Source organism: Paracoccus marinaquae (genome assembly GCF_018860165.1).
Taxonomy (GTDB): Bacteria; Pseudomonadota; Alphaproteobacteria; order Rhodobacterales; family Rhodobacteraceae; genus Paracoccus; species Paracoccus marinaquae.
In genome coordinates, this window is record NZ_JAHKNG010000053.1 from 1 (window position 1) to 18,945 (window position 18,945).

The window sequence follows — 18,945 nt, forward strand, 5'->3', positions numbered from 1 at the left end:
TCCTCTCCCGGATTTGAAGCCATACCGCCTCTGGCGGCTTCAAATCCGGGAGAGGAGATCATCGACAAAAACGCTGAAGCGGACCGGCTGAAAGCCGGTGGTTTGTATCCGATACATGGAAAATCAATCTTTCTGGTTTAACGATGCACCTTTCTGTTGAAGCGAATCGGGCAATGGCTGTATGCAGGTTTATCGTTAAACCGACTGCGCACCCGCCGGATCGGCCGGACTTTCCCGATGGCTACGGCCCGGCACCGTCCATCGACCGTGAAACCCAACCGTCCCGATGATATCCAGTGGAGGGAAACACATGACCATGCACGCCACCATGACCGACCTGAATCTGGATACCGGATGGAGCCTGTCACGCCTGAACGGCGATGAGCGGCTGTCCATCGACTTTCCGGGCGACATCCATTCCGCCCTTCTGGCCGCCGGGCTGATCGAGGATCCCTATTGGCGGGACCGCGAATCAGACCTTGACTGGATCCATGAAAGCGACTGGCTGGCCGAGCGTGAATTCGACCTCACCGCGCCCGCCGGCAGCCGCTACAGCCTGACCCTCGAGGGGGTGGACTGTCAGGCCGTGGTGACGCTGAACGGACATGAGGTCGGGCGGTTGGGCAACCGCTTCCTGCGCCACGACCTTGACGTGACCGGGGCATTGGTCGCCGGACGCAACCGGCTGTCGATTTGGTTCCTGTCAAACTCGGCCGAGGCCGCGCGGATGGCCGCGGAATTCCCCTTCCCCGTGCCGCATATCTTCTGGAACAACCGGCTTCCGCATTACAATTTCCTGCGCAAGCCGCAATGCGATGCCGGCTGGGACTGGAACATAGCACTGAGCCCCGTCGGCATTCACGGCGGCATCCTGCTGCGCCGCACCGATCCGCTGCGACTGGACGATGTGATGATCCGCCAGCATCACGAGGATGACGGCGTCTGCCTGGATATCGATCTGGTCGCCCATGCCGCGCGTCCGGTCGAGACCCTGGCCATCCTGCGGATCGACGGGCAGGAGGTGGTGACCGACCTGCGGCTCTGGCCCGGTGAGAACCGGGTCAATCTGTCGGTCGTGATCGACAATCCGCGCCTGTGGTGGCCCGCCGGGCACGGCCCGCAGGAAATGTATGACCTTGAGGTCTGCATCGGAAAACAGCGGCGCCATCTGCGCATCGGCTTGCGCAAGGTCGAACTGCTGACCGATGCCGACGAGGCCGGCCACCGCTTTGCCTTCCGCATAAACGGACGCGAGATCTTCATGCGCGGCGCCAACTGGATCCCCGCCGACGCCCTGCCCTCGCGCGCCACCAGGGCCCGGGTCGCCGACCTGCTGGACAGCGCCGTCGAGGCCAACATGAACATGCTGCGGGTCTGGGGCGGCGGCAGCTATGAACCCGACTGGTTCTACGAGATGTGCTCGGAACGCGGGCTGCTGATCTGGCAGGACTTCATGTTCGCCTGCAACCTCTACCCGGCGGCAGACCGCGCCTGGCTGGACGGCGTCCGGGCCGAGGCCCGGCAGCAGATCCGCCGCCTGTCCGCGCATCCCTGTCTGGCGCTGTGGTGCGGCGACAACGAACTGGTCGGCGCGCTGAACTGGTTCGACGAAAGCAAGGCCGACCGCGACCGCTATCTGGCGATGTATGACCGGCTGAACCACGCGCTGGAGGAAGCCATCGAGGACGAGGCACCCGATGTGCCCTGGTGGCCCTCCAGCCCGTCGGTCGGGCGGTTGAATTTCGGCGATGGCTGGCATGACGACGCCTCGGGCGACATGCATTTCTGGGATGTCTGGCATTCGGCCAAGGACTTCGAGCATTACCGCAGCGTGCGCCCGCGCTTCTGCTCGGAATTCGGGTTCCAGTCCTTCCCCTCGATGCGGGTGATCGAGAGCTTTACCCGGCCCAAGGACCGCAACGTGTCCTCGCGCGTCATGGACATCCATCAGCGCAATCCCGGCGGCAACAGCCGCATCGTCGAGACCCTGGCGCGCTATTTCCGCTTTCCCGAGGGCTTCGCGGACATGGCCTGGCTCAGCCAGATCAGCCAGGCGCTGGCCATGAAGACCGCGATCGAGTTCTGGCGCACCAACAAGCCGCGCTGCATGGGCACGCTGTACTGGCAGTTGAACGACACCTGGCCGGTGGCAAGCTGGTCCAGCCTCGAACATGGCGGCGGCTGGAAGGCGCTGCACTATGTCGCGCGGCGGTTTCACGCGCCGGTCCTGCTGACGGCGCAGCCCGATGCCGGGACGGGCGAGATCGTGCTCTGGGCGGTCAATGACACGGCCGACGCCGTATCGCTGGTGGTCGCGGCGCGTACTGTCAGGGTTGGCGGCGGGATCGCCGAACTGGGCCACTGGTCCCTGGCCTGCCCCACCGACCGCGCCGTGCCGGTGGCCCGCTTCGCGGCCGGCAGCATCCCCGAGGACGCCTTCCTGCATTTCGACTGGACCGACGCCCAGGGCCTGCATGCCGGGGAGAACGAGTTCCTTCCGAAACGCCCGAAGGACTATGATTTCGGCACGCCGCAGATCACCGTCGCCCGCGGAATCTCCGAGGATGGCGGCGACAGGGTGGAACTCAGCACGGATCGCCCAGCCTTGTGGGTGACGTGGGACCACGGGGGCGATACAATATGGTCGGATAACTGCTTGACGCTGCTTCCCGACCGCCCGCGCGTCCTCACCGCGCAGTACAGTCGGACGTCGCATCTGCCGGCGCAGGAGGCGGGGGTCACGGTGCTGAAAGGATAACCATGACGCAACAGGACGGCGGCCCGGTCACCCTGAAGACCATCGCGCAGGAAATGGGCGTCTCGGTGACCACGGTCGCGCGGTCGCTGAAGGACGGCCACAAGATCAGCGCCGAGACCATCCGCCGGGTGCGCGAAACCGCCGACCGGATGGGATATGTCCGCAATCTGGAAGGCGCCAAACTGCGCACGGGCAAGACCTTCGTGGGCATGGCCTTTCTGGGTCTCTCGGACGAGGAGGAGGTCGGCGATTCCGGCTCGATCGGGCTGCTGAACGGCATCCATCGGCGCTTTGCGGGCACGGATTACGCCGTCCGCGCCGTGCCGGTCAGCCAGGGCGACCAATCGCTCGAGCGGATGCAGGAGGTGGTGCGCGGCAGGCTGGCCGACGGGATCATCCTCGACCATATCGAGTTGCAGGACGACCGGGTGAAATATCTGCTCGACGCCGATTTTCCCTTCGTCGCCTTCGGGCGCGCCGAATTGCTGCCGGATCATCCCTGGTTCGACATCGACAACGAATTCGCCGCCTGGCAGGGCACCGACGCACTGTTGCGCGACGGTCATCGGCGCATTGCCATGATCGACGGCGATCCCCGCTTTACCTTCGTGCGCCAGCGCATCCGGGGATATGAGCGTGCCCTGCGCGACCATGGGCTGGAACCCGATCCGGCGCTGCGCCATCATACCGAAATCGCGCCCGACGTCGCCCGACGTGCCGCCGGGCCGCTGATCGACCGCGGCGCCGATGCCTTTCTCTGTGTGAACGAACTGGCCTTCCTCGGGACCCGCGCCGGAGTCCGTGACCATCTGGGCGCCGGTGCGAACCGGATCGGCTTTTCGCTGCGATCAGGCACCAATCTTGCCAACTATGTCGCGACCAGGGTCCACAGCTCGCATTACTCGCGCCAGCAGGCGGGATGGCAACTGGCCGATCTGCTGCTGAGCCGTATCGAGAGAAGCCCGATCGGGGCCTGCCAGAAACTGGTCCAGACCAACCTGATCACGACCGAACGACCGAACGCGGCGTTCTGAACCGGCGCCTTTGCCGGCCGTGGTCAGGCCCTTTGGCTCATGCCGCGGACGGGGTTTCCTCGACGATCACCAGATCACGCTCGGACGCGCCCTTGGCATGGGCAAGCGCGGCCTGATATTCGCTGCTGTTATAGCAATCGACCGCCGCCTCGAAGCTGGGAAAGCGCGCGACCACGTTGCGGGGACGCTCCTGTCCCTCCATCTGCTGAAAGCGCCCGCCGCGGGCAAGGAACACCCCGCCATGCGCGGCAATCGCCGGCCCGGCCGCCTGTGCATAGCGGCCATAGGCCTCGGCATCGGTCACGGTCACATGGGCAATCCAAAGTGCGGTCATGCGGTCTCTCCGATCAGTTTTTCGACTTCGGCAATGGCGCTGTCGGCGGCGGCCAGACTGGGCGCCCCGCCCTGCGCGCGGTCGGGACGGCCGCCGCCGCCTTTTCCGCCAAGCGCGGCCGTCGCCGCCTGCACCAGCGCCACCGCGCTGATCCGCCCGGTCAGATCCGGTGTCACCCCCGCCGCAACGGTCGCCTTGCCCTCGGCCTCGGCAAGCACCAGAACCGCGCCGCTGCCCAACTGCGCCTTCATCTCGTCGACCAGCGGACCAAGTTCCTTGCCGCTGACGCCCTCGACCCTGCGGCCGATGAACTTCACGCCGCCGATCTCCTTGGGCTGCGCCTCGCCGCCGCCGCCCATGGCCAGTTGCCGCTTCAGCTGCGCGACCTCATTGGCCAGCGTCTTGCGCTCATCCGCCATGGCGCGAACCCGGTTCACGATATCGCCAGCCTGCGCCTTCAGGATGCCCGCGATCTCGCCCAGTTGCCGGTCGGCCTCACGCAGATGCGCCATCGCCGCCTGTCCGGTCAGCGCCTCGATCCGCCGCACCCCGGCGCTGGACGCGCTGTCGCCCAGCAACGCAAAGGCGCCGATATCGCCGGTCCGCGCGACATGGGTGCCGCCGCACAGTTCGATCGAATAGGTCTGGCCATCGCCGCCCTTGCCGGAATTGCCCTGCCGCCCCATCGAGACGACCCGCACCTCTTCGCCATATTTCTCACCGAACAGCGCCTGCGCGCCGATGGCGCGGGCATCGTCCGGGGTCATGATCCGCGTCTCGACAGGCGCATTCTGGCGAATGAAATCATTCACCTCCGCCTCGATCCTCGACAGTTCCTCGGCCGTCACCGCATGGTTATGGCTGAAGTCGAACCGCAGGCGGTCGGGCGCGTTCAGGCTGCCACGCTGCGCGACATGCTCGCCCAGCGTCCGGCGCAGCGCCTCGTGCATCAGATGGGTGGCCGAGTGGTTGGCGCGGATCATGCCGCGGCGTTCGTGATCGACCGAAAGCTGCGCCCCCTGCCCGCGGCCAAGCCTGCCCAGCGTGACCTCGGCCATATGCACGAACACGCCCGCCACCTTCCTGGTATCGGTGACGCGCGCCGCCCCGGTCTCGGTCCGGATCAGGCCGGTGTCGCCCACCTGCCCGCCGGATTCGGCGTAGAAGGGCGACTGGTTCACCACGATCTGGATGCTATCGCCGTCCTTCGCCTCGGCAATCTCGGCGCCGTCGCGCACCAGTGACAGGATCTGGCCCTCGGCCTCTTCGCTGTCATAGCCCAGAAACTCGGTCGCGCCGTGCTTTTCGGCCAGATCGTACCAGATCGCGGCATCCTTGGTCTCGCCGCTGCCAGCCCAGGCCGCACGCGCCTTGGCCTTCTGCTCGGCCATCGCGGCATCGAAACCGGCCGTCTCGACCGCCCGGCCCTTCTCGCGCAGCGCATCCTGTGTCAGATCCAGCGGGAAGCCGTAGGTGTCGTACAGCTTGAAGGCCGCCTCGCCAGGCAGATCGGCGCCCTCGGGCAGTCGGGCAAGCTCGTCATCCAGCAGCCGCAAACCGCGGTCCAGGGTCTGGCGGAAGCGGGTTTCCTCGCTGCGCAGGGTTTCCTCGATCAGCGGCTGCGCCCGGCCCAGTTCCGGATAGGCCGCGCCCATCTTGCGCACCAGCGCCGGCACCAACCGGTGCATGACCGGGTCCTGCGCGCCCAGCATATGCGCGTGCCGCATCGCCCGGCGCATGATCCGCCGCAGCACGTAACCCCGACCCTCGTTCGAGGGCATGACCCCATCCGCGATCAGGAAGCTGGTCGAGCGCAGATGGTCGGCAATGACCCGGTGATGCACCTTGCCCGGCCCGTCGGGATCGCTACTGGTGGCATCGGCGCTGGCCTCGATCAGGCTGCGCATCAGGTCGGTGTCGTAATTGTCATGCTTGCCCTGCAGCAGCGCGCCGATCCGCTCCAGCCCCATGCCGGTGTCGATCGACTGCATGTCCAGCGCCCGCATCGAGCCGTCCTCGAACTGCTCGTTCTGCATGAAGACGAGGTTCCAGATCTCGATGAACCGGTCGCCGTCCTCGTCCGGCGACCCCGGAGGCCCGCCCCAGATATGGTCGCCGTGGTCATAGAAGATCTCGGTGCAGGGGCCGCAGGGGCCGGTCGGCCCCATCTGCCAGAAATTGTCGCTGGTCGGGATGCGGATGATCCGCTCGTCGGGCAGGCCCGCGACCTTCTTCCAGATCGCCGCCGCCTCGTCGTCGGTGTGATAGATCGTGACCAGCAGCCGGTCCTTGGGAATGTCGAAATCGCGGGTCAGCAACTCCCAGGCATAGGGGATCGCCTGTTCCTTGAAATAGTCGCCAAAGCTGAAATTCCCCAGCATCTCGAAGAAGGTGTGATGCCGGGCGGTATAGCCGACATTGTCCAGATCGTTGTGCTTGCCGCCCGCGCGCACGCATTTCTGCGAGGTGGTCGCGCGGGTATAGTCGCGCGTCTCGAGGCCGGTGAACAGGTTCTTGAACTGCACCATGCCCGAATTGGTGAACATCAGCGTCGGGTCGTTGCGCGGCACCAGGGGGCTGCTGTCGACCACGCGGTGGCCGTTCTTCTCGAAATAGCCGAGAAAGGTGGATCGGATATCGTTGAGGCTGGGCATCTCGGGCCTTCATCGCAGGATCGTTGCGGAAATCCGGCGATCGCCGGCATGGCGTCCGGTCTAGCCCCAGCGGCTGCGGCTGTCCAGCAATCCGAGGGGAGGTCAGCGCGGCCGGGCCGTCCTTCCTTGCAGGAACCCTGCCCGGCACTGGCGATGCACGACCCCACCCGGAAATGCGCGCGCGCCGGGAACGGATCCCGGCGCGCCATCTGCCTGCCGATCCGGCGCGCGTCACTCCTCGGTCAGCGCATCCTCAGCGGTGCTGTCATCCGCGCCGAAATCAAGCCCGTGGCTGGCGCGGATCTTGTCCTCGATCGCATAGGCCACATCCGGATGGTCGCGCAGATACTGCTTGGCGTTCTCGCGCCCCTGGCCGATGCGTTCGTCGCCATAGGAATACCAGGCGCCCGATTTCTCGACCACGCCGGCCTTCACGCCGAGATCGATCAACTCGCCGACCTTGCTGATCCCCTCGCCATACATGATGTCGAATTCGACCTGCCGGAAGGGCGGCGCCACTTTGTTCTTCACTACCTTCACCCGCGTGGTGTTGCCGATCACCTCGTCGCGATCCTTGATCGCACCCGTGCGGCGGATGTCCAGCCGCACCGAGGCATAGAACTTCAGTGCATTGCCGCCCGAGGTCGTCTCGGGATTGCCGAACATCACCCCGATCTTCATGCGGATCTGGTTGATGAAGATCACCATGCAGTTCGACCGCCCGATGCTGGCGGTCAGCTTGCGCATCGCCTGGCTCATCAGCCGGGCCTGGGCCCCGACCTGATGATCGCCCATGTCACCCTCGATCTCGGATTTGGGTGTCAGGGCGGCGACCGAATCGACCACCACCATGCTGACCGCGCCCGAACGGACCAGCGTATCGACGATCTCCAGCGCCTGCTCGCCGGTGTCGGGCTGCGAAATCAGCAATTCGTCCAGATCGACGCCCAGCTTGCGCGCATATTGCGGATCCAGCGCGTGTTCGGCATCGACGAAGGCACAGACCCCGCCCTTCTTCTGTTCCTCGGCCACGGCATGCAGGGTCAGTGTGGTCTTGCCGCTGCTTTCGGGGCCGTAAATCTCGACGATCCGGCCTTTCGGCAAGCCGCCGATCCCCAGGGCGATATCCAGCCCCAGCGAGCCGGTCGAGGTCGCCTCGATCTCGGTCACCGGGCTGTCCTTGCCCAGCTTCATGATCGAGCCCTTGCCGAATTGCCGCTCGATCTGCGCCAGCGCGCTGTCCAGCGCCTTCTGCCTGTCCGCGCTGCGTTTGTCGTTCATGTCGAAAATGCTCGCCTGTGCCATGTGATCCTCACCCTTATTTCACAGCCATCGGGGCAGGACAATCTGCCGGGTCCGACAAGATGTTCGCTTCTTGTTCTCACGCCTTGATGCGGGATCCGGCCGGGTTTTGCAAGCCGGAATCGCCTGACCGGGCATGAGCCGCGACACCATCGTCGCATCGAATCGCTTAACAAAGCGTTTACATCGCCGCAGGCGACCGATATGAGGCGCCCCGCCCGCTGCATGTGCCGGCGGGACCGCAACGGGACGATCCGAACATGTTGATTTTCTGGGATCACAGGCTGGTATTCCTGGCAACGCCGAAGGCCGGCTCGACCGCGGTCGAAGTGGCCCTGGAGTCGCTCGCCTCAGCCTCGATCCAGCGGCCCGCCGCCCTGAAACACACCGATATCTCGGCCTATCGCCGCCATGTCGGGCCGTGGCTTCATGCCCAGACAGGCGAGGCGTTCACGACCGTCGCGCTGATGCGCGAGCCGGTCGACTGGCTGCGCAGCTGGTACCGTTTCAAGCTGCGCGACGATCACGAGGATCCCCTGCACCGGATGGAAGGGGTCAGCTTCGCCAGCTTTGCCCGCGACTATGCGACGCCCGACGGCCCGCGCGAAACGATGATCGGAACCCAGTCGGGGTTTCTGACCGATGGCAGCGCGCGGGTGGACCGCATTTTCCGCTATGAGGACATGGCGTCCTTCGTGACCTTCCTCGAAGACCGGCTGGATTGCGCCATCGAACTGCCGCGGATCAACGTCCCTCCCGCCGTCAATGTCGACCTGCCGCCGGAAGCGGAGGCGATGCTTCGGCAACGGCTGGCCGAGGATACGGCGCTTTACGCCTCGATCTGATCACGGGCTGCCCGCCAGGCGGGCAGGGCGTCAGTGCAGGGTCGAGCCTCCGCCGCCCCCCGCCAGCTGCCGTTCGACCGATTGGGTCAGTTCGGCCAGCGTGAACGGCTTCGCCAGAAACAGCGATCCGGGCACCGGCGCGTGGCCCTCGCCAAAGATATCCTCGGTATAGCCCGACATGAACACCACCCGCGTTCCCGGCCGATCCTTCAGCGCGGTGCGCACCCAGCTGGGTCCGTCCATGCCCGGCATGACCACATCGGTGACGAAGACATCGATCCTGAGCCGGCTGTCGGCCAGGAGATCCAGCGCCTGCTCGGCGCTGTCGGCCTCGCAGACCTCGTAGCCCTTCAACCGAAGTGCGCGCGCGGCAAACGCGCGGACCGGCGCCTCGTCCTCGACCAGAAGCACCGTCGCCTGGCGTTCCTGCCGGCGCGTGTCGATCACCTGGACAGGTTGGACGGCCGGCGCGGCAACGGCCGGCTCGACATGGGCATGGGCGGGGAAGATCAGCGAGAAGCAGGTTCCCCGGCCGGGCTCGCTGTCGCAGAAGATATAGCCGCCGGTCTGCTTGACGATCCCGTAAGCGGTCGAAAGCCCCAGCCCGGTCCCCTCGCCCGTGCGCTTGGTGGTGAAGAAGGGCTCGAAGATCTTGTCGCGGTTTTCCGCCGCGATCCCGCACCCCTCGTCGCGGACGCTGACACAGACATAATCGCCCTTCGGCAAGACCACACGGTCACGCCGCGCCGGCTCGCTCAGCCGCAGGTTGCCGGTGTTGATGGCAATGTCGCCACCTTCGGGCATCGCGTCGCGCGCGTTTACGACAAGGTTCATGATCACCTGCTCCAGCTGACGCTTGTCGGCCCGGATCGGGCTCAGCGCGGGTTCGTGCGTGATGGTCAGGCCGACACGCTCACCGACGAGACGATTGAGAAGATGGGTCAGATCGGCCAGCGTATCGCGCAGATCTAGCGTCTCCAGCCTCAGCGTCTGCTTGCGTGAAAAGGCCAGAAGCTGGCCGACCAGCGCCGCCGCGCGATTGGCATTCTGGCTGATCTGGTCGAGATCGGCATAGTCCGGATGGCCCTTGTCGTGACGCAGCATCAGCAGGTCGCAATGGCCGCTGATCGCCGTCAGCAGGTTGTTGAAATCATGCGCCACCCCGCCCGCCAACTGTCCGATCGCCTGCATCTTCTGGCTCTGGACGAATTGCGCCTCCAGCGTCTTCAGCGCGCTGGCATCGGTCAGAACGGCGATCAGACCGTTCCCCTCGGTCATATCCGGCGCAAGCGATACCTGGAAATGCCGGTCGGCAGTCGGTTCGATCAGGCGGGTGCGGCAGGTCTTCAGCCGCAGCATCTCGGCCCGGCCATCGGCACGCCCGGCGCAGGTATCCGCGATCCAGTCGCCGACCGGCCGGCCCGGCCCGTCCAGCAGGCTGCCCAGATGCACCTGCCGGCCCTCGCCCGCAAGCTCGCCCCCCAGAAGCTGCCGAGCGGCACCGTTGGCGCCTCGGATATGGCCATCCGGCGCCAGGCGCAGCAGGGCCACCGGCATCGCCTCGAAATCGTCCTGGGCCTGCTGGTCTTCCAGCGCCATGGCCATGTCGATGCCGTCGACGCGGTCGCCCGCGCGGTGATAGGACCAGACCTGCAGCGGCGCGTCCGAGGCGCGGCTCAGCGCCAGGACATCGCCGCCTTCCAGTTCCAGCTCGGCGCATCCATGGCGCAGCGCGCGTTCGGTCAGGCTGGCCAGGTCATGCTCGGCATCGGCGCGCAGGCGGGCCAGCAGGGTCAGCATGTGCTGCCCGGTGATGTCGTCGAAACTCTCGCCCGCGGAACGGTTCTGGAACATCACCAGACCATCCGGGTCGCAGATCCAGACCGGTTCGGGCGCGGCCGCCACCTCGCCACGGATCGCCGCCAGGGCCCGCCGGCCCGCGATCCGGCGCAACCCGTGGCTGAGCGAGATGGCCCCGCCCAGAAGATACCAGGCGACCGCCACGGTCGAGAACAGGATCGCCGCCCTGCCCGCCCCGGCACCGGGCAGAACCATCAGCAGAACCGCCCCGACAAACGTTGGCAGCAACAACAGCGGCAACGCCGACAGGGCACCGCGCGGAAGCCCCATGTATTCGTCCCAATGCGCCATGCGAATCGCCCTTCTGCGAGGTCTTTCCCCGGCAGATATCCCGAGACTGCTTAAGATAGGGTTAAGTCGCCTCTGCAGGGCCCGCATCACGCGGCCCGGCGCAAAAGCGACAGGAAGAAACCGTCTCCGGCCTCGATCGGGGTCCACAGATATCGCGCGACCCGGGAAAAGGCCGCGTGTCGGGCCAGGAAGGCGTCGATCTGCAGGTCGTTCTCCTCGTCCAGAACCGAGCAGGTCATATAGGCCAGATGCCCGCCCGGCGAGACCAGCCCGGCCGTCCGCCCGAGGATGCCTGCCTGCGTTGCGATCAGCGCGGCAAGGGCCTCCGGTGTCAGCCGCCATTTCGCATCCGGGCTGCGCCGCCAGGTGCCGGATCCCGAACAGGGAACATCCGCGATCACCAGATCGAAATGGCCCTGCGGGTGTTGCATCGGTTCCACATCGACCCCGGCACGTTCGGCGCGAAGCGGCAGATCCCGCATCCGGCCCGGGTCGGCATCATGCGCGAACAGGCGCAGCCCGGCCTGCCGTCCGGCCACGGCAAGGGTCTTGCCGCCACCGCCCGCGCAAAAGTCCAGAACCCGGTCGCCTGCGGCCAGCGGCAGCTGCGCACAGGCAAGTTGGGGCGAAAGATCCTGCAACTCGACAAGGCCGTCGCGATAGGGCCGCGACTGCGCCACACGACGCTCGCCCGAGGTTACGCAGAGGGCCGTGGCCAGCCGCGCATCCTGCCGGATCTCGATCCCCTCGGCGGCCAGCAGATCGATGGCATCCGTCACGCTGCCGCGCAGGGGATTGACGCGCAACCAGACCGGCGCCCGCTGCCCCATGGCCCGCGCCACCTGATCGGCACGTTCGCCCAGGGCATCCCGCCAGTGCGGCAACAGCCAGTCCGGCAGGTCCGGAACCTCACCGTCGTGACCGGCGCCCAGTTCATCCTCGGTCAGCGGCAAGGGGGCATGCCCCTGCCCGGTAAAGACGGCGCCCGTGTCGAGGCCCGCATCGCGCAGATGCCCGATCATCAGCCCCCGTCCGCTGAGGCTGCCGCCACGCGCCGCCAGGCTGTTGCGCCGACGCAGGGCGTCATAGACCAGATCGCGGACAGCCGCCCGGTCGCCCGAGCCGGCAAAGCGGCTGGCCCGGGACCAGCGCAGCAGGGCCTGTTCCGCCGGCAGGCCGCCCAGCACGCGATCCAGAACCCCGATCGCCGCCGCCATCCGGGCAGCGGGCGTCATGCCGCCGCCCCGCGGCGCCAGTCGCCCCCGATATCGCCCGCACCGATGCCACCGGGCCAGACCACCTGTCTCAAACGACCACCCTCCTGCCCCCCGGATCGCGCATTACCGCATGGTTGGCCGTTATCCGCCCGCGTCTCTCTCGATCCGCGCAGGGACCCGGCCGATCCGGCACCGGCGCCGGTCCTCACTGCCTACCCGTCCATACCGTCTTCCAGTCCTGCGCCATGTCGACCACCAGCCAGCCGCGTTGAGACGCCTCATCAAGGCCACGATCCAGAACACCGATGTAACCCTCGCGGTCATAAGCATATTCACGCGCGGCATCGGTGTGATGCACGATCAGCCCGAGGCCCGGCCCGTCGCCCTCGGTCGCATATTCCAGCATCTGGAAATCGCCGTCGGAATTGCCGCCGACGAAGATCGGGCGCTTGCCGATATGGCGGTCGATGCCGACGGGCTTGCCCTCCTTGTCGTCATAGAATTCAAGGCCGCCACGCTTCATCAACACCATCTCGCCATCAACCTCCTCATAGGTGGTTCGGCCCTCGCTGCCGATCACCTGCTCGGGCGGGATGTTATAGGCCTCCTGCGCGATCGCGCGGATGAAATGTATCTGCCGCCCGACACGATATAGGTCGTAAAGCCCTCGTCACGCAGATAGCTGAGCAGTTCGAGCATCGGCTGGAAGGTCATGCCTGCATAGTTCAGCCCGCTGTCGGGATGCCGGGCGGTGGCCGCCCAGTCGCTGACATCGGCCTGAAACGCCTCGACCGCGATATCGGCATGCGAGGCGCCAAGAATTTCCAGAAGCCCCGCTTCGCCGCCGGCCAGCACTCCTTCCATGTCGCCCGCACCGGCGGCCTTCAGCACGTCCGAGCCGAGGATCGAGGGATCGGCCGCAGCCTTCTGCCTCAGCCGGTCCAGGGCATAGAGCAGCTGGAAATAGGCCGGCTGCTCGGACCAGAGCGTGCCGTCATTGTCGAAGGTGGCGATGCGGTCCTGCTGCGGCACGAAATTCTCCGAGGCGGAATCGGTGACCATCTCGACGAAATCGATGATCGCGGCCTTGGTTTCCGTGTCGTTCCAGGATGGCAGGGGATCCGCAAATGCCGGGATCGCGGTGGCGCAAAGCAAGGCAGCCATCAGAACGGGGCGCATGGTCGTCTCCCTTGAGAATTGGTGCCACGGAACCGCCCGGGTCGCCCACCGGTGATCCCGTGCGGACATGTGAAGGCGGTCATGCCGTGCCGCAGCGATACGGGGGCGAAGGTTACCAACGGGCCGATCCTCCCCTGCCTTCAGAACACTTCAGATCGCAACCTGTTGAAATTGCCCCGCCCTCCTCCGGCGATGCCCTATGGCTGGACCGGAGCCGCGGCGGCCGCGGCGGCATCATTGGCGGCCGGGGCAAAGCGGGTGAAGCTGTCGGACATGTCGGCCGCGATGCGTGACTGGTTCTCGGGATCGTCCGCGGGCCAGATCAGCACAAAGCCCTCGGCCCGGCCGTCGCGCACCCAGCCCTCGGCCCGGCCGATGTGACTGGCATTCGCGCCCTCCAGCAGCACATGGCCACGCTCGATGCTCCGCTGAGGCTGCGGCACCCAGCCAAGCGCCGTGACCAGCCCCGACAGGTCCAGCAGTTCCTGCTGTCCGCCCGGCTGGCTGAACAGGATCAGCGCCGCCCCCGAACCATCCTTCGGTGCATAGATCGACAGCGCGCGCTCGGCCCGGTCGAATTGCAGCCGGTCCATCGGTGCATTGAGCGACAGCCCGGTTGCCTCGTCGCGCAGGGCGGTCAGACCCATCTGCGTGCGCCATTCGCCGCGCTGCCCGATAAGCCCACGCATCGCCGCGCCACCATCCGGTGAAAGGCGCAGCGCCGCCACCCCGGCGGCAATCGCTTCGCGCGTCTGCGGCCCGGATTTGCCGTCGATCTCGCCATCGTAATACCCCGCCCAACGCAGGGCGCGCTGAACCTCGTCCAGCGGCGGCATCGGCGCGGCCTCGCCCGGCGCCGGCAGATCGGGTGCCGCGCCGGCGTCGAGCGCCTGGCCGAGATCGGCGGCATCCGAGGTAAAGGCATCGCGCGGCACGTTGCCGCTGGCCTTGAAGGCCGCCAGCCAGGCCTGCGCCGTCCCCTCTGCCATGGGCCCAAGCGTCACCGCATACCAGTTGCCCGGCATCTCCCACAGGCCGGCCTCGGGGAAGGTCTGCCGCCAAGTCTGCAACGCCGCCTCGGCCTCGGCTCGGGATTGCAGCGATTCGAGGCGGATATGGGTGCCCGGCGCGGGCGGCGCGGCCGGGGCCGCAACGGGTGCGGCCCCGGCCTCCTCCGGCGCCGCCGGGGCCGCGGCATCGGTCGCCGGGGCGGGCTGGGCCGCGACCGGGCTCAGCGCCACGCCGCCGCCCGGCACCGCGACGAAACTGTCGGCGGGGATCTGGCCGGCCTGCTTCAACTCGGCCATCCGCGCCTCGGCCTCGGCCGGGTTCAGCGGCCCGAGGCCGATCGCCACCCAGCCCCGGGCCAGCGGAAAGGTCACCACGTTGTCGAACCGTTCGCCCCAGCCCGTAGCGGCCTCGGTCGCGGCATCCTGGCCGCGCTTGGCCTCGATGCGGATCACCGCATCCTGCGCGAACCCCGCAACCGGCAAACCCGCCGCCACAACCAAGAAAGCCAACCGCCGCATCGCCTACTCCTTTTCGGGTCGCTCCGGGGCGCCGTCCCCCGGGGCCTTTATTGACCCTGTCCCACGCCCTGCCTAGAAGGCACCAAAGCATCGTCTGATCTAGCCAAAAGGATGGCACCATGACCAGCCCCAACCGACCCCGCAGTTTTCAGGACGTGATCCTGCGCCTGCAGAGCTACTGGGCGGCGCAGGGCTGTGCCATCCTTCAGCCCTATGACATGGAGGTCGGCGCCGGCACCTTTCACCCGGCCACGACGCTGCGTGCGCTTGGCGGGCGGGCCTGGGCTGCGGCCTATGTCCAGCCCTCGCGCCGCCCGACCGACGGCCGCTATGGCGAGAACCCGAACCGGCTGCAGCATTATTATCAATACCAGGTGATCATCAAACCCTCGCCGCCCGATCTGCAGGACCTGTATCTGGGCAGCCTCAAGGCGATCGGCCTCGACCCGATGATCCACGATGTCCGCTTCGTCGAGGACGACTGGGAAAGCCCGACGCTGGGCGCCTGGGGTCTGGGCTGGGAGGTCTGGTGCGACGGCATGGAGGTGAGCCAGTTCACCTATTTCCAGCAGGTCGGTGGCCATGACTGCAAGCCGGTTTCGGGCGAGCTGACCTATGGCCTCGAACGGCTGGCCATGTATGTGCTGGGGGTCGAGCATGTCATGGACATGCCCTTCAACGACCCTGACAGCCCCACCCCGCTCAGCTATGGCGACATCTTCCGGCAGACCGAACAGGAATATTCGCGCTGGAACTTCGACCAGGCCGAGACCGCGACGCTGTTCCGGCATTTCGAGGATGCCGAGGCCGAATGCGCGCGCATCCTTGCCGCCGCGGCCGAGGACAGCGCCGGCCGCCATATCCCGATGGCCCATCCCGCCTATGACCAGTGCATCAAGGCCAGTCATATCTTCAACCTGCTGGACGCGCGCGGCGTCATCAGCGTGACCGAGCGGCAGGCCTATATCGGCCGGGTCCGGGCGCTGGCCAAGGCCTGCGCCGACCTGTTCGTCACCACCGCCGCCGCGCAGGAGGCCGCGGCATGAGCCAGGGCAAGATCGCGGTCTCGTTTCTGATCCTCTCGGCCGTGCTGACCGCGCTTGCGGTCTATTACCTGCAGGTCTATGGCTATTACGAGGAAATCGACGAACTGGCGGGCGCGGAATCGCTGCTGCTGACCACCCAGGACGGCAGCACGCGGCCGATCCGGATCGGCGATTTCAAGGGCATCGACGCCGACAGTTCGCCCCTGCGCTATCGCGCCTGCTTCACCGTCGATCCGGCCGCGCTGGCGGATGCCCGGCCCTATCCCGGCCCGACCCCGCTGATCGGCCCGAACTGGTTCCAGTGCTATTCCGCCAAGGGCGTCGGCCGCGATCTGGAATCCGGTGCCGCCGAGGCCTTCCTGTCGCAGGCCGAAATCCGCCCGGGCGTCGATCGCGTTATCGCCGTATATCCCGACGGACGGGGCTTCGCCTGGCATCAGCTGAACGAAAACGCCGAAGAAAAGAAGGTCATCGAATAATGCCCGATCTGCTGATCGAACTTTTCTCCGAGGAAATCCCCGCCCGGATGCAGCCCCGCGCCCGCGCCGATCTGCAACGCCTGATCACCGACGGGCTGGTCGAGGCCGGGCTGACCTATGCCTCGGCCGGCGCCTTCTCGACCCCGCGCCGCCTGACCCTGACGGTCGAGGGGCTGACCGCCCAAAGCCCGACCACGCGCGAGGAACGCAAGGGTCCGCGCACCGATGCCCCCGAACAGGCGCTGGAGGGGTTCCTGCGCGCGACCGGGCTGACCAAGGATCAACTGGAAGCCCACGACGACAAGAAGGGCCAGGTCTGGTTCGCCACCATCACCCGCCCCGGCCGCCCCGCCGCCGACATCGTGGCCGAGGTGCTCGAGGCGACCATCCGCAACTTCCCCTGGCCCAAATCCATGCGGTGGGGCGCGGGATCGCTGCGTTGGGTGCGCCCGCTGCATTCGATCCTCTGCATCCTGACCGACGAGGCCGGCGCGACCACCGTGCCCCTGGCGATCGACGGCCTCACCGCGGGCAACACCACGCGCGGCCACCGCTTCATGGCCCCCGACGCCTTCGTGGTGACCGGGTTCGAGGATTATGCCGCGAAGCTGCGCCGCGCCCGCGTCATGCTGGACCCGGCCGAGCGCGCGGCCGAGATCCGCAGTCAGGCCGAGAACCTCGCCTTCGCGCGCGGCTGGCAGATCGTCCCCGATGACGGGCTTCTGTCCGAGGTCGCGGGGCTGGTCGAATGGCCGGTGCCGCTGATGGGGGTGATCGAGGCGCGTTTCCTCGACCTGCCGCCCGAGGTGCTGCAGACCTCGATGAAGGAACACCAGAAATTCTTCTCGGCCCGGAACCTGAAGACCGGCCGGATCGAGGGCTTCGTCACCGTCGCCAATATCGAGACGCCGGACGACGGCGCGACGATCCTTGCCGGCAACCAGCGCGTGCTGGCCGCGCGCCTGTCGGACGCGGCCTTCTTCTATGAAAACGACCTGCGCGAGGTTAAGGCGGGCATGAAGGCCTGGGCCGAGGGCCTGAAAGCCGTCACCTTCCACAACAAGCTGGGCAGCCAGGCCGACCGCATCGCCCGCATCGCGGCACTGGCGCGCGAGATCGCGCCCCTGGTCGGCGCCGATCCCGATCAGGCCGAGGAAGCCGCGCGCCTTGCGAAGCTTGACCTGCGCAGCGCCATGGTGGGCGAGTTTCCCGAACTGCAAGGCATCATGGGCCGCTATTACGCGCTTGAGGCCGGCAAGCCCGAGGCGGTGGCCGACGCCGCCTGCGACCACTATTCGCCGCTTGGCCCCTCGGACGCGGTGCCGACCGCGCCGGTCTCGGTCGCGGTCGCGCTGGCCGACAAGATCGACACGCTGACCGGCTTCTGGGCGATTGACGAAAAGCCCACCGGCTCGAAGGACCCCTTTGCGCTGCGTCGGGCGGCGTTGGGGGTTATTCGGTTGGTACTCGAAAATCGAGTCCGCTTCGATCTGAAAGAGCTCTTGAGAAGCTGTATTCGCGATCATCAAGAGTATCAGGCCGGTGAAGGTATTAGCCGGAGTGGATCACGTTCAGGTTCGCGTTCTAGAAGCTATTCCGACAGCAAACCTGAGAACCTCCTCGCCTTCATTTACGACCGCCTTAAGGTCTATCTCCGCGATCAGGGCATCCGCCACGACATCATCGACGCGGTCCTTGCCCAGCCCGGCAATGACGATCTCGTGCTGGTGGTGAACTGCACTAGGGCACTGCAAGATTTTCTGAAGGGCCCTGACGGTGAAGATCTTGTTCAGGGACTAAAGCGCTCAATGAACATGGTAAGCAAAACGGTGTTTGAAGCCGAGGACAAGGACGGCGTCGAATACAGCTTTGGCGCCGACGTGAAATTCGCCGAAACCGATGAGGAACGCGCCCTTTTCGCCGCCCTCGACCAGGCCGAACCGGCGATCGGCGCCGCCATCGCCGCCGAGGACTTCCCCGCCGCCATGAGCGCCATCGCCGGGCTGCGCGCGCCCATCGACGCCTTCTTCGAGGCGGTGCAGGTCAATACCGACAACCAGATCGTCCGCCGCAACCGCCTGAACCTGCTGTCCCGCATCCGCGCAGCCGGCCGCCAGATCGCCGATTTCACCCGCATCGAGGGCTGACGGACCAGCGGGCCACGCCCGACGGAAGCACCCTGCGACCGGCCCCGCCGGATCGGGCCGGTGGCCTTGGGGATTGCGGCCCCTCGGGACCAACCGGAAACCGGGCGGGATCCCGGCGAATCACCCCGAGGGGACCATCGGGTGAAGTGAACCACTACCGGCTGACGCCGGTAGCATCCCGTTTTCCATGCAGTTCCAGATACTGAAGTATGATGTCGTCGGTGACATTGCCCGAGGTTGTCGAGAAATATCCGCGGGCCCAGAACCGCC

14 protein-coding genes and 1 pseudogene are annotated in these 18,945 nt (G+C 66.6%); 6 read left to right on the forward strand and 9 right to left on the reverse strand.

Features of this window, described 5'->3' with window-relative positions:
- Nucleotides 1-310 precede the first annotated feature (310 nt).
- Nucleotides 311-2,758: a beta-mannosidase gene (locus KNW02_RS18330; protein ID WP_216034666.1), complete on the forward strand. Its 2,448-nt coding sequence runs from the start codon at nucleotides 311-313 to the stop codon at nucleotides 2,756-2,758.
- Between the two features lie 2 nt (nucleotides 2,759-2,760).
- Nucleotides 2,761-3,792 carry a LacI family DNA-binding transcriptional regulator gene (locus KNW02_RS18335; protein ID WP_216034667.1) on the forward strand — a complete coding sequence of 344 codons (1,032 nt, stop codon included), beginning with the start codon at nucleotides 2,761-2,763 and terminating at the stop codon, nucleotides 3,790-3,792.
- A 37-nt stretch (nucleotides 3,793-3,829) separates the two neighbouring features.
- On the opposite strand, the gene KNW02_RS18340 is transcribed toward KNW02_RS18335, so the two are convergent.
- From KNW02_RS18340 to recA, 3 genes are all read right to left on the reverse strand, one after another.
- Nucleotides 3,830-4,126, reverse strand: a complete 297-nt coding sequence (locus KNW02_RS18340) for a DUF1330 domain-containing protein (protein ID WP_216034668.1) — start codon at nucleotides 4,124-4,126, stop codon at nucleotides 3,830-3,832.
- On the reverse strand, nucleotides 4,123-6,780 hold the full coding sequence (gene alaS / locus KNW02_RS18345) for an alanine--tRNA ligase (RefSeq protein ID WP_216034669.1): 2,658 nt from the start codon (nucleotides 6,778-6,780) through the stop codon (nucleotides 4,123-4,125). The genes KNW02_RS18340 and alaS overlap by 4 nt, the downstream gene beginning before the upstream one ends.
- Before the next feature lie 231 nt (nucleotides 6,781-7,011).
- Entirely contained in the window at nucleotides 7,012-8,085 is a 1,074-nt protein-coding gene (gene recA, locus KNW02_RS18350; protein ID WP_216034670.1) for a recombinase RecA, read from the reverse strand.
- Between the two features lie 257 nt (nucleotides 8,086-8,342).
- Between recA and KNW02_RS18355 the strand changes: the two genes are divergently transcribed.
- A complete protein-coding gene (locus tag KNW02_RS18355) occupies nucleotides 8,343-8,927 on the forward strand; it encodes a sulfotransferase family 2 domain-containing protein (protein WP_216034671.1) in 585 nt (194 codons plus the stop codon).
- 30 nt (nucleotides 8,928-8,957) lie between these two features.
- Here KNW02_RS18355 and KNW02_RS18360 read toward each other — a convergent pair whose 3' ends face one another.
- The 5 genes from KNW02_RS18360 to KNW02_RS18375 all read right to left on the reverse strand — a co-directional run bounded on the left by KNW02_RS18360 (nucleotide 8,958) and on the right by KNW02_RS18375 (nucleotide 15,003).
- On the reverse strand, nucleotides 8,958-11,078 hold the full coding sequence (locus KNW02_RS18360) for an ATP-binding protein (RefSeq protein ID WP_252734084.1): 2,121 nt from the start codon (nucleotides 11,076-11,078) through the stop codon (nucleotides 8,958-8,960).
- An 86-nt stretch (nucleotides 11,079-11,164) separates the two neighbouring features.
- Complete coding sequence (locus tag KNW02_RS18365; RefSeq protein ID WP_216034673.1) at nucleotides 11,165-12,313, reverse strand: RsmB/NOP family class I SAM-dependent RNA methyltransferase; 1,149 nt, start codon at nucleotides 12,311-12,313, stop codon at nucleotides 11,165-11,167.
- A gap of 187 nt (nucleotides 12,314-12,500) precedes the next feature.
- Nucleotides 12,501-12,875 (reverse strand): HAD family hydrolase, encoded by a 375-nt coding sequence (locus KNW02_RS21230; protein ID WP_348524779.1) that lies wholly within the window; start codon nucleotides 12,873-12,875, stop codon nucleotides 12,501-12,503.
- The gene (locus KNW02_RS21235) at nucleotides 12,872-13,474 is read right to left on the reverse strand and encodes an HAD family hydrolase (RefSeq protein ID WP_348524781.1); all 603 of its coding nucleotides are present in this window, start codon (nucleotides 13,472-13,474) and stop codon (nucleotides 12,872-12,874) included. Before KNW02_RS21235 ends, KNW02_RS21230 begins: the two co-directional genes overlap by 4 nt.
- A gap of 197 nt (nucleotides 13,475-13,671) precedes the next feature.
- Nucleotides 13,672-15,003 (reverse strand): peptidoglycan-binding domain-containing protein, encoded by a 1,332-nt coding sequence (locus tag KNW02_RS18375; RefSeq protein ID WP_216034674.1) that lies wholly within the window; start codon nucleotides 15,001-15,003, stop codon nucleotides 13,672-13,674.
- A 119-nt stretch (nucleotides 15,004-15,122) separates the two neighbouring features.
- Between KNW02_RS18375 and KNW02_RS18380 the strand changes: the two genes are divergently transcribed.
- Genes KNW02_RS18380 through glyS form a run of 3 tightly spaced genes read left to right on the forward strand, consistent with a single transcriptional unit; the run spans nucleotide 15,123 to nucleotide 18,675 of the window.
- Nucleotides 15,123-16,049, forward strand: coding sequence for a glycine--tRNA ligase subunit alpha (locus KNW02_RS18380; RefSeq protein WP_216034675.1), 927 nt, complete (start codon nucleotides 15,123-15,125; stop codon nucleotides 16,047-16,049).
- A complete protein-coding gene (locus tag KNW02_RS18385; RefSeq protein ID WP_216034676.1) occupies nucleotides 16,046-16,528 on the forward strand; it encodes a DUF6446 family protein in 483 nt (160 codons plus the stop codon). Before KNW02_RS18380 ends, KNW02_RS18385 begins: the two co-directional genes overlap by 4 nt.
- Nucleotides 16,528-18,675, forward strand: coding sequence for a glycine--tRNA ligase subunit beta (gene glyS / locus KNW02_RS18390; RefSeq protein WP_216034677.1), 2,148 nt, complete (start codon nucleotides 16,528-16,530; stop codon nucleotides 18,673-18,675). The genes KNW02_RS18385 and glyS overlap by 1 nt, the downstream gene beginning before the upstream one ends.
- Nucleotides 18,676-18,829: 154 nt before the next feature.
- On the opposite strand, the pseudogene KNW02_RS20980 reads toward glyS, so the two are convergent.
- Nucleotides 18,830-18,945: pseudogene (locus tag KNW02_RS20980) on the reverse strand (IS200/IS605 family transposase); the annotation flags it as partial.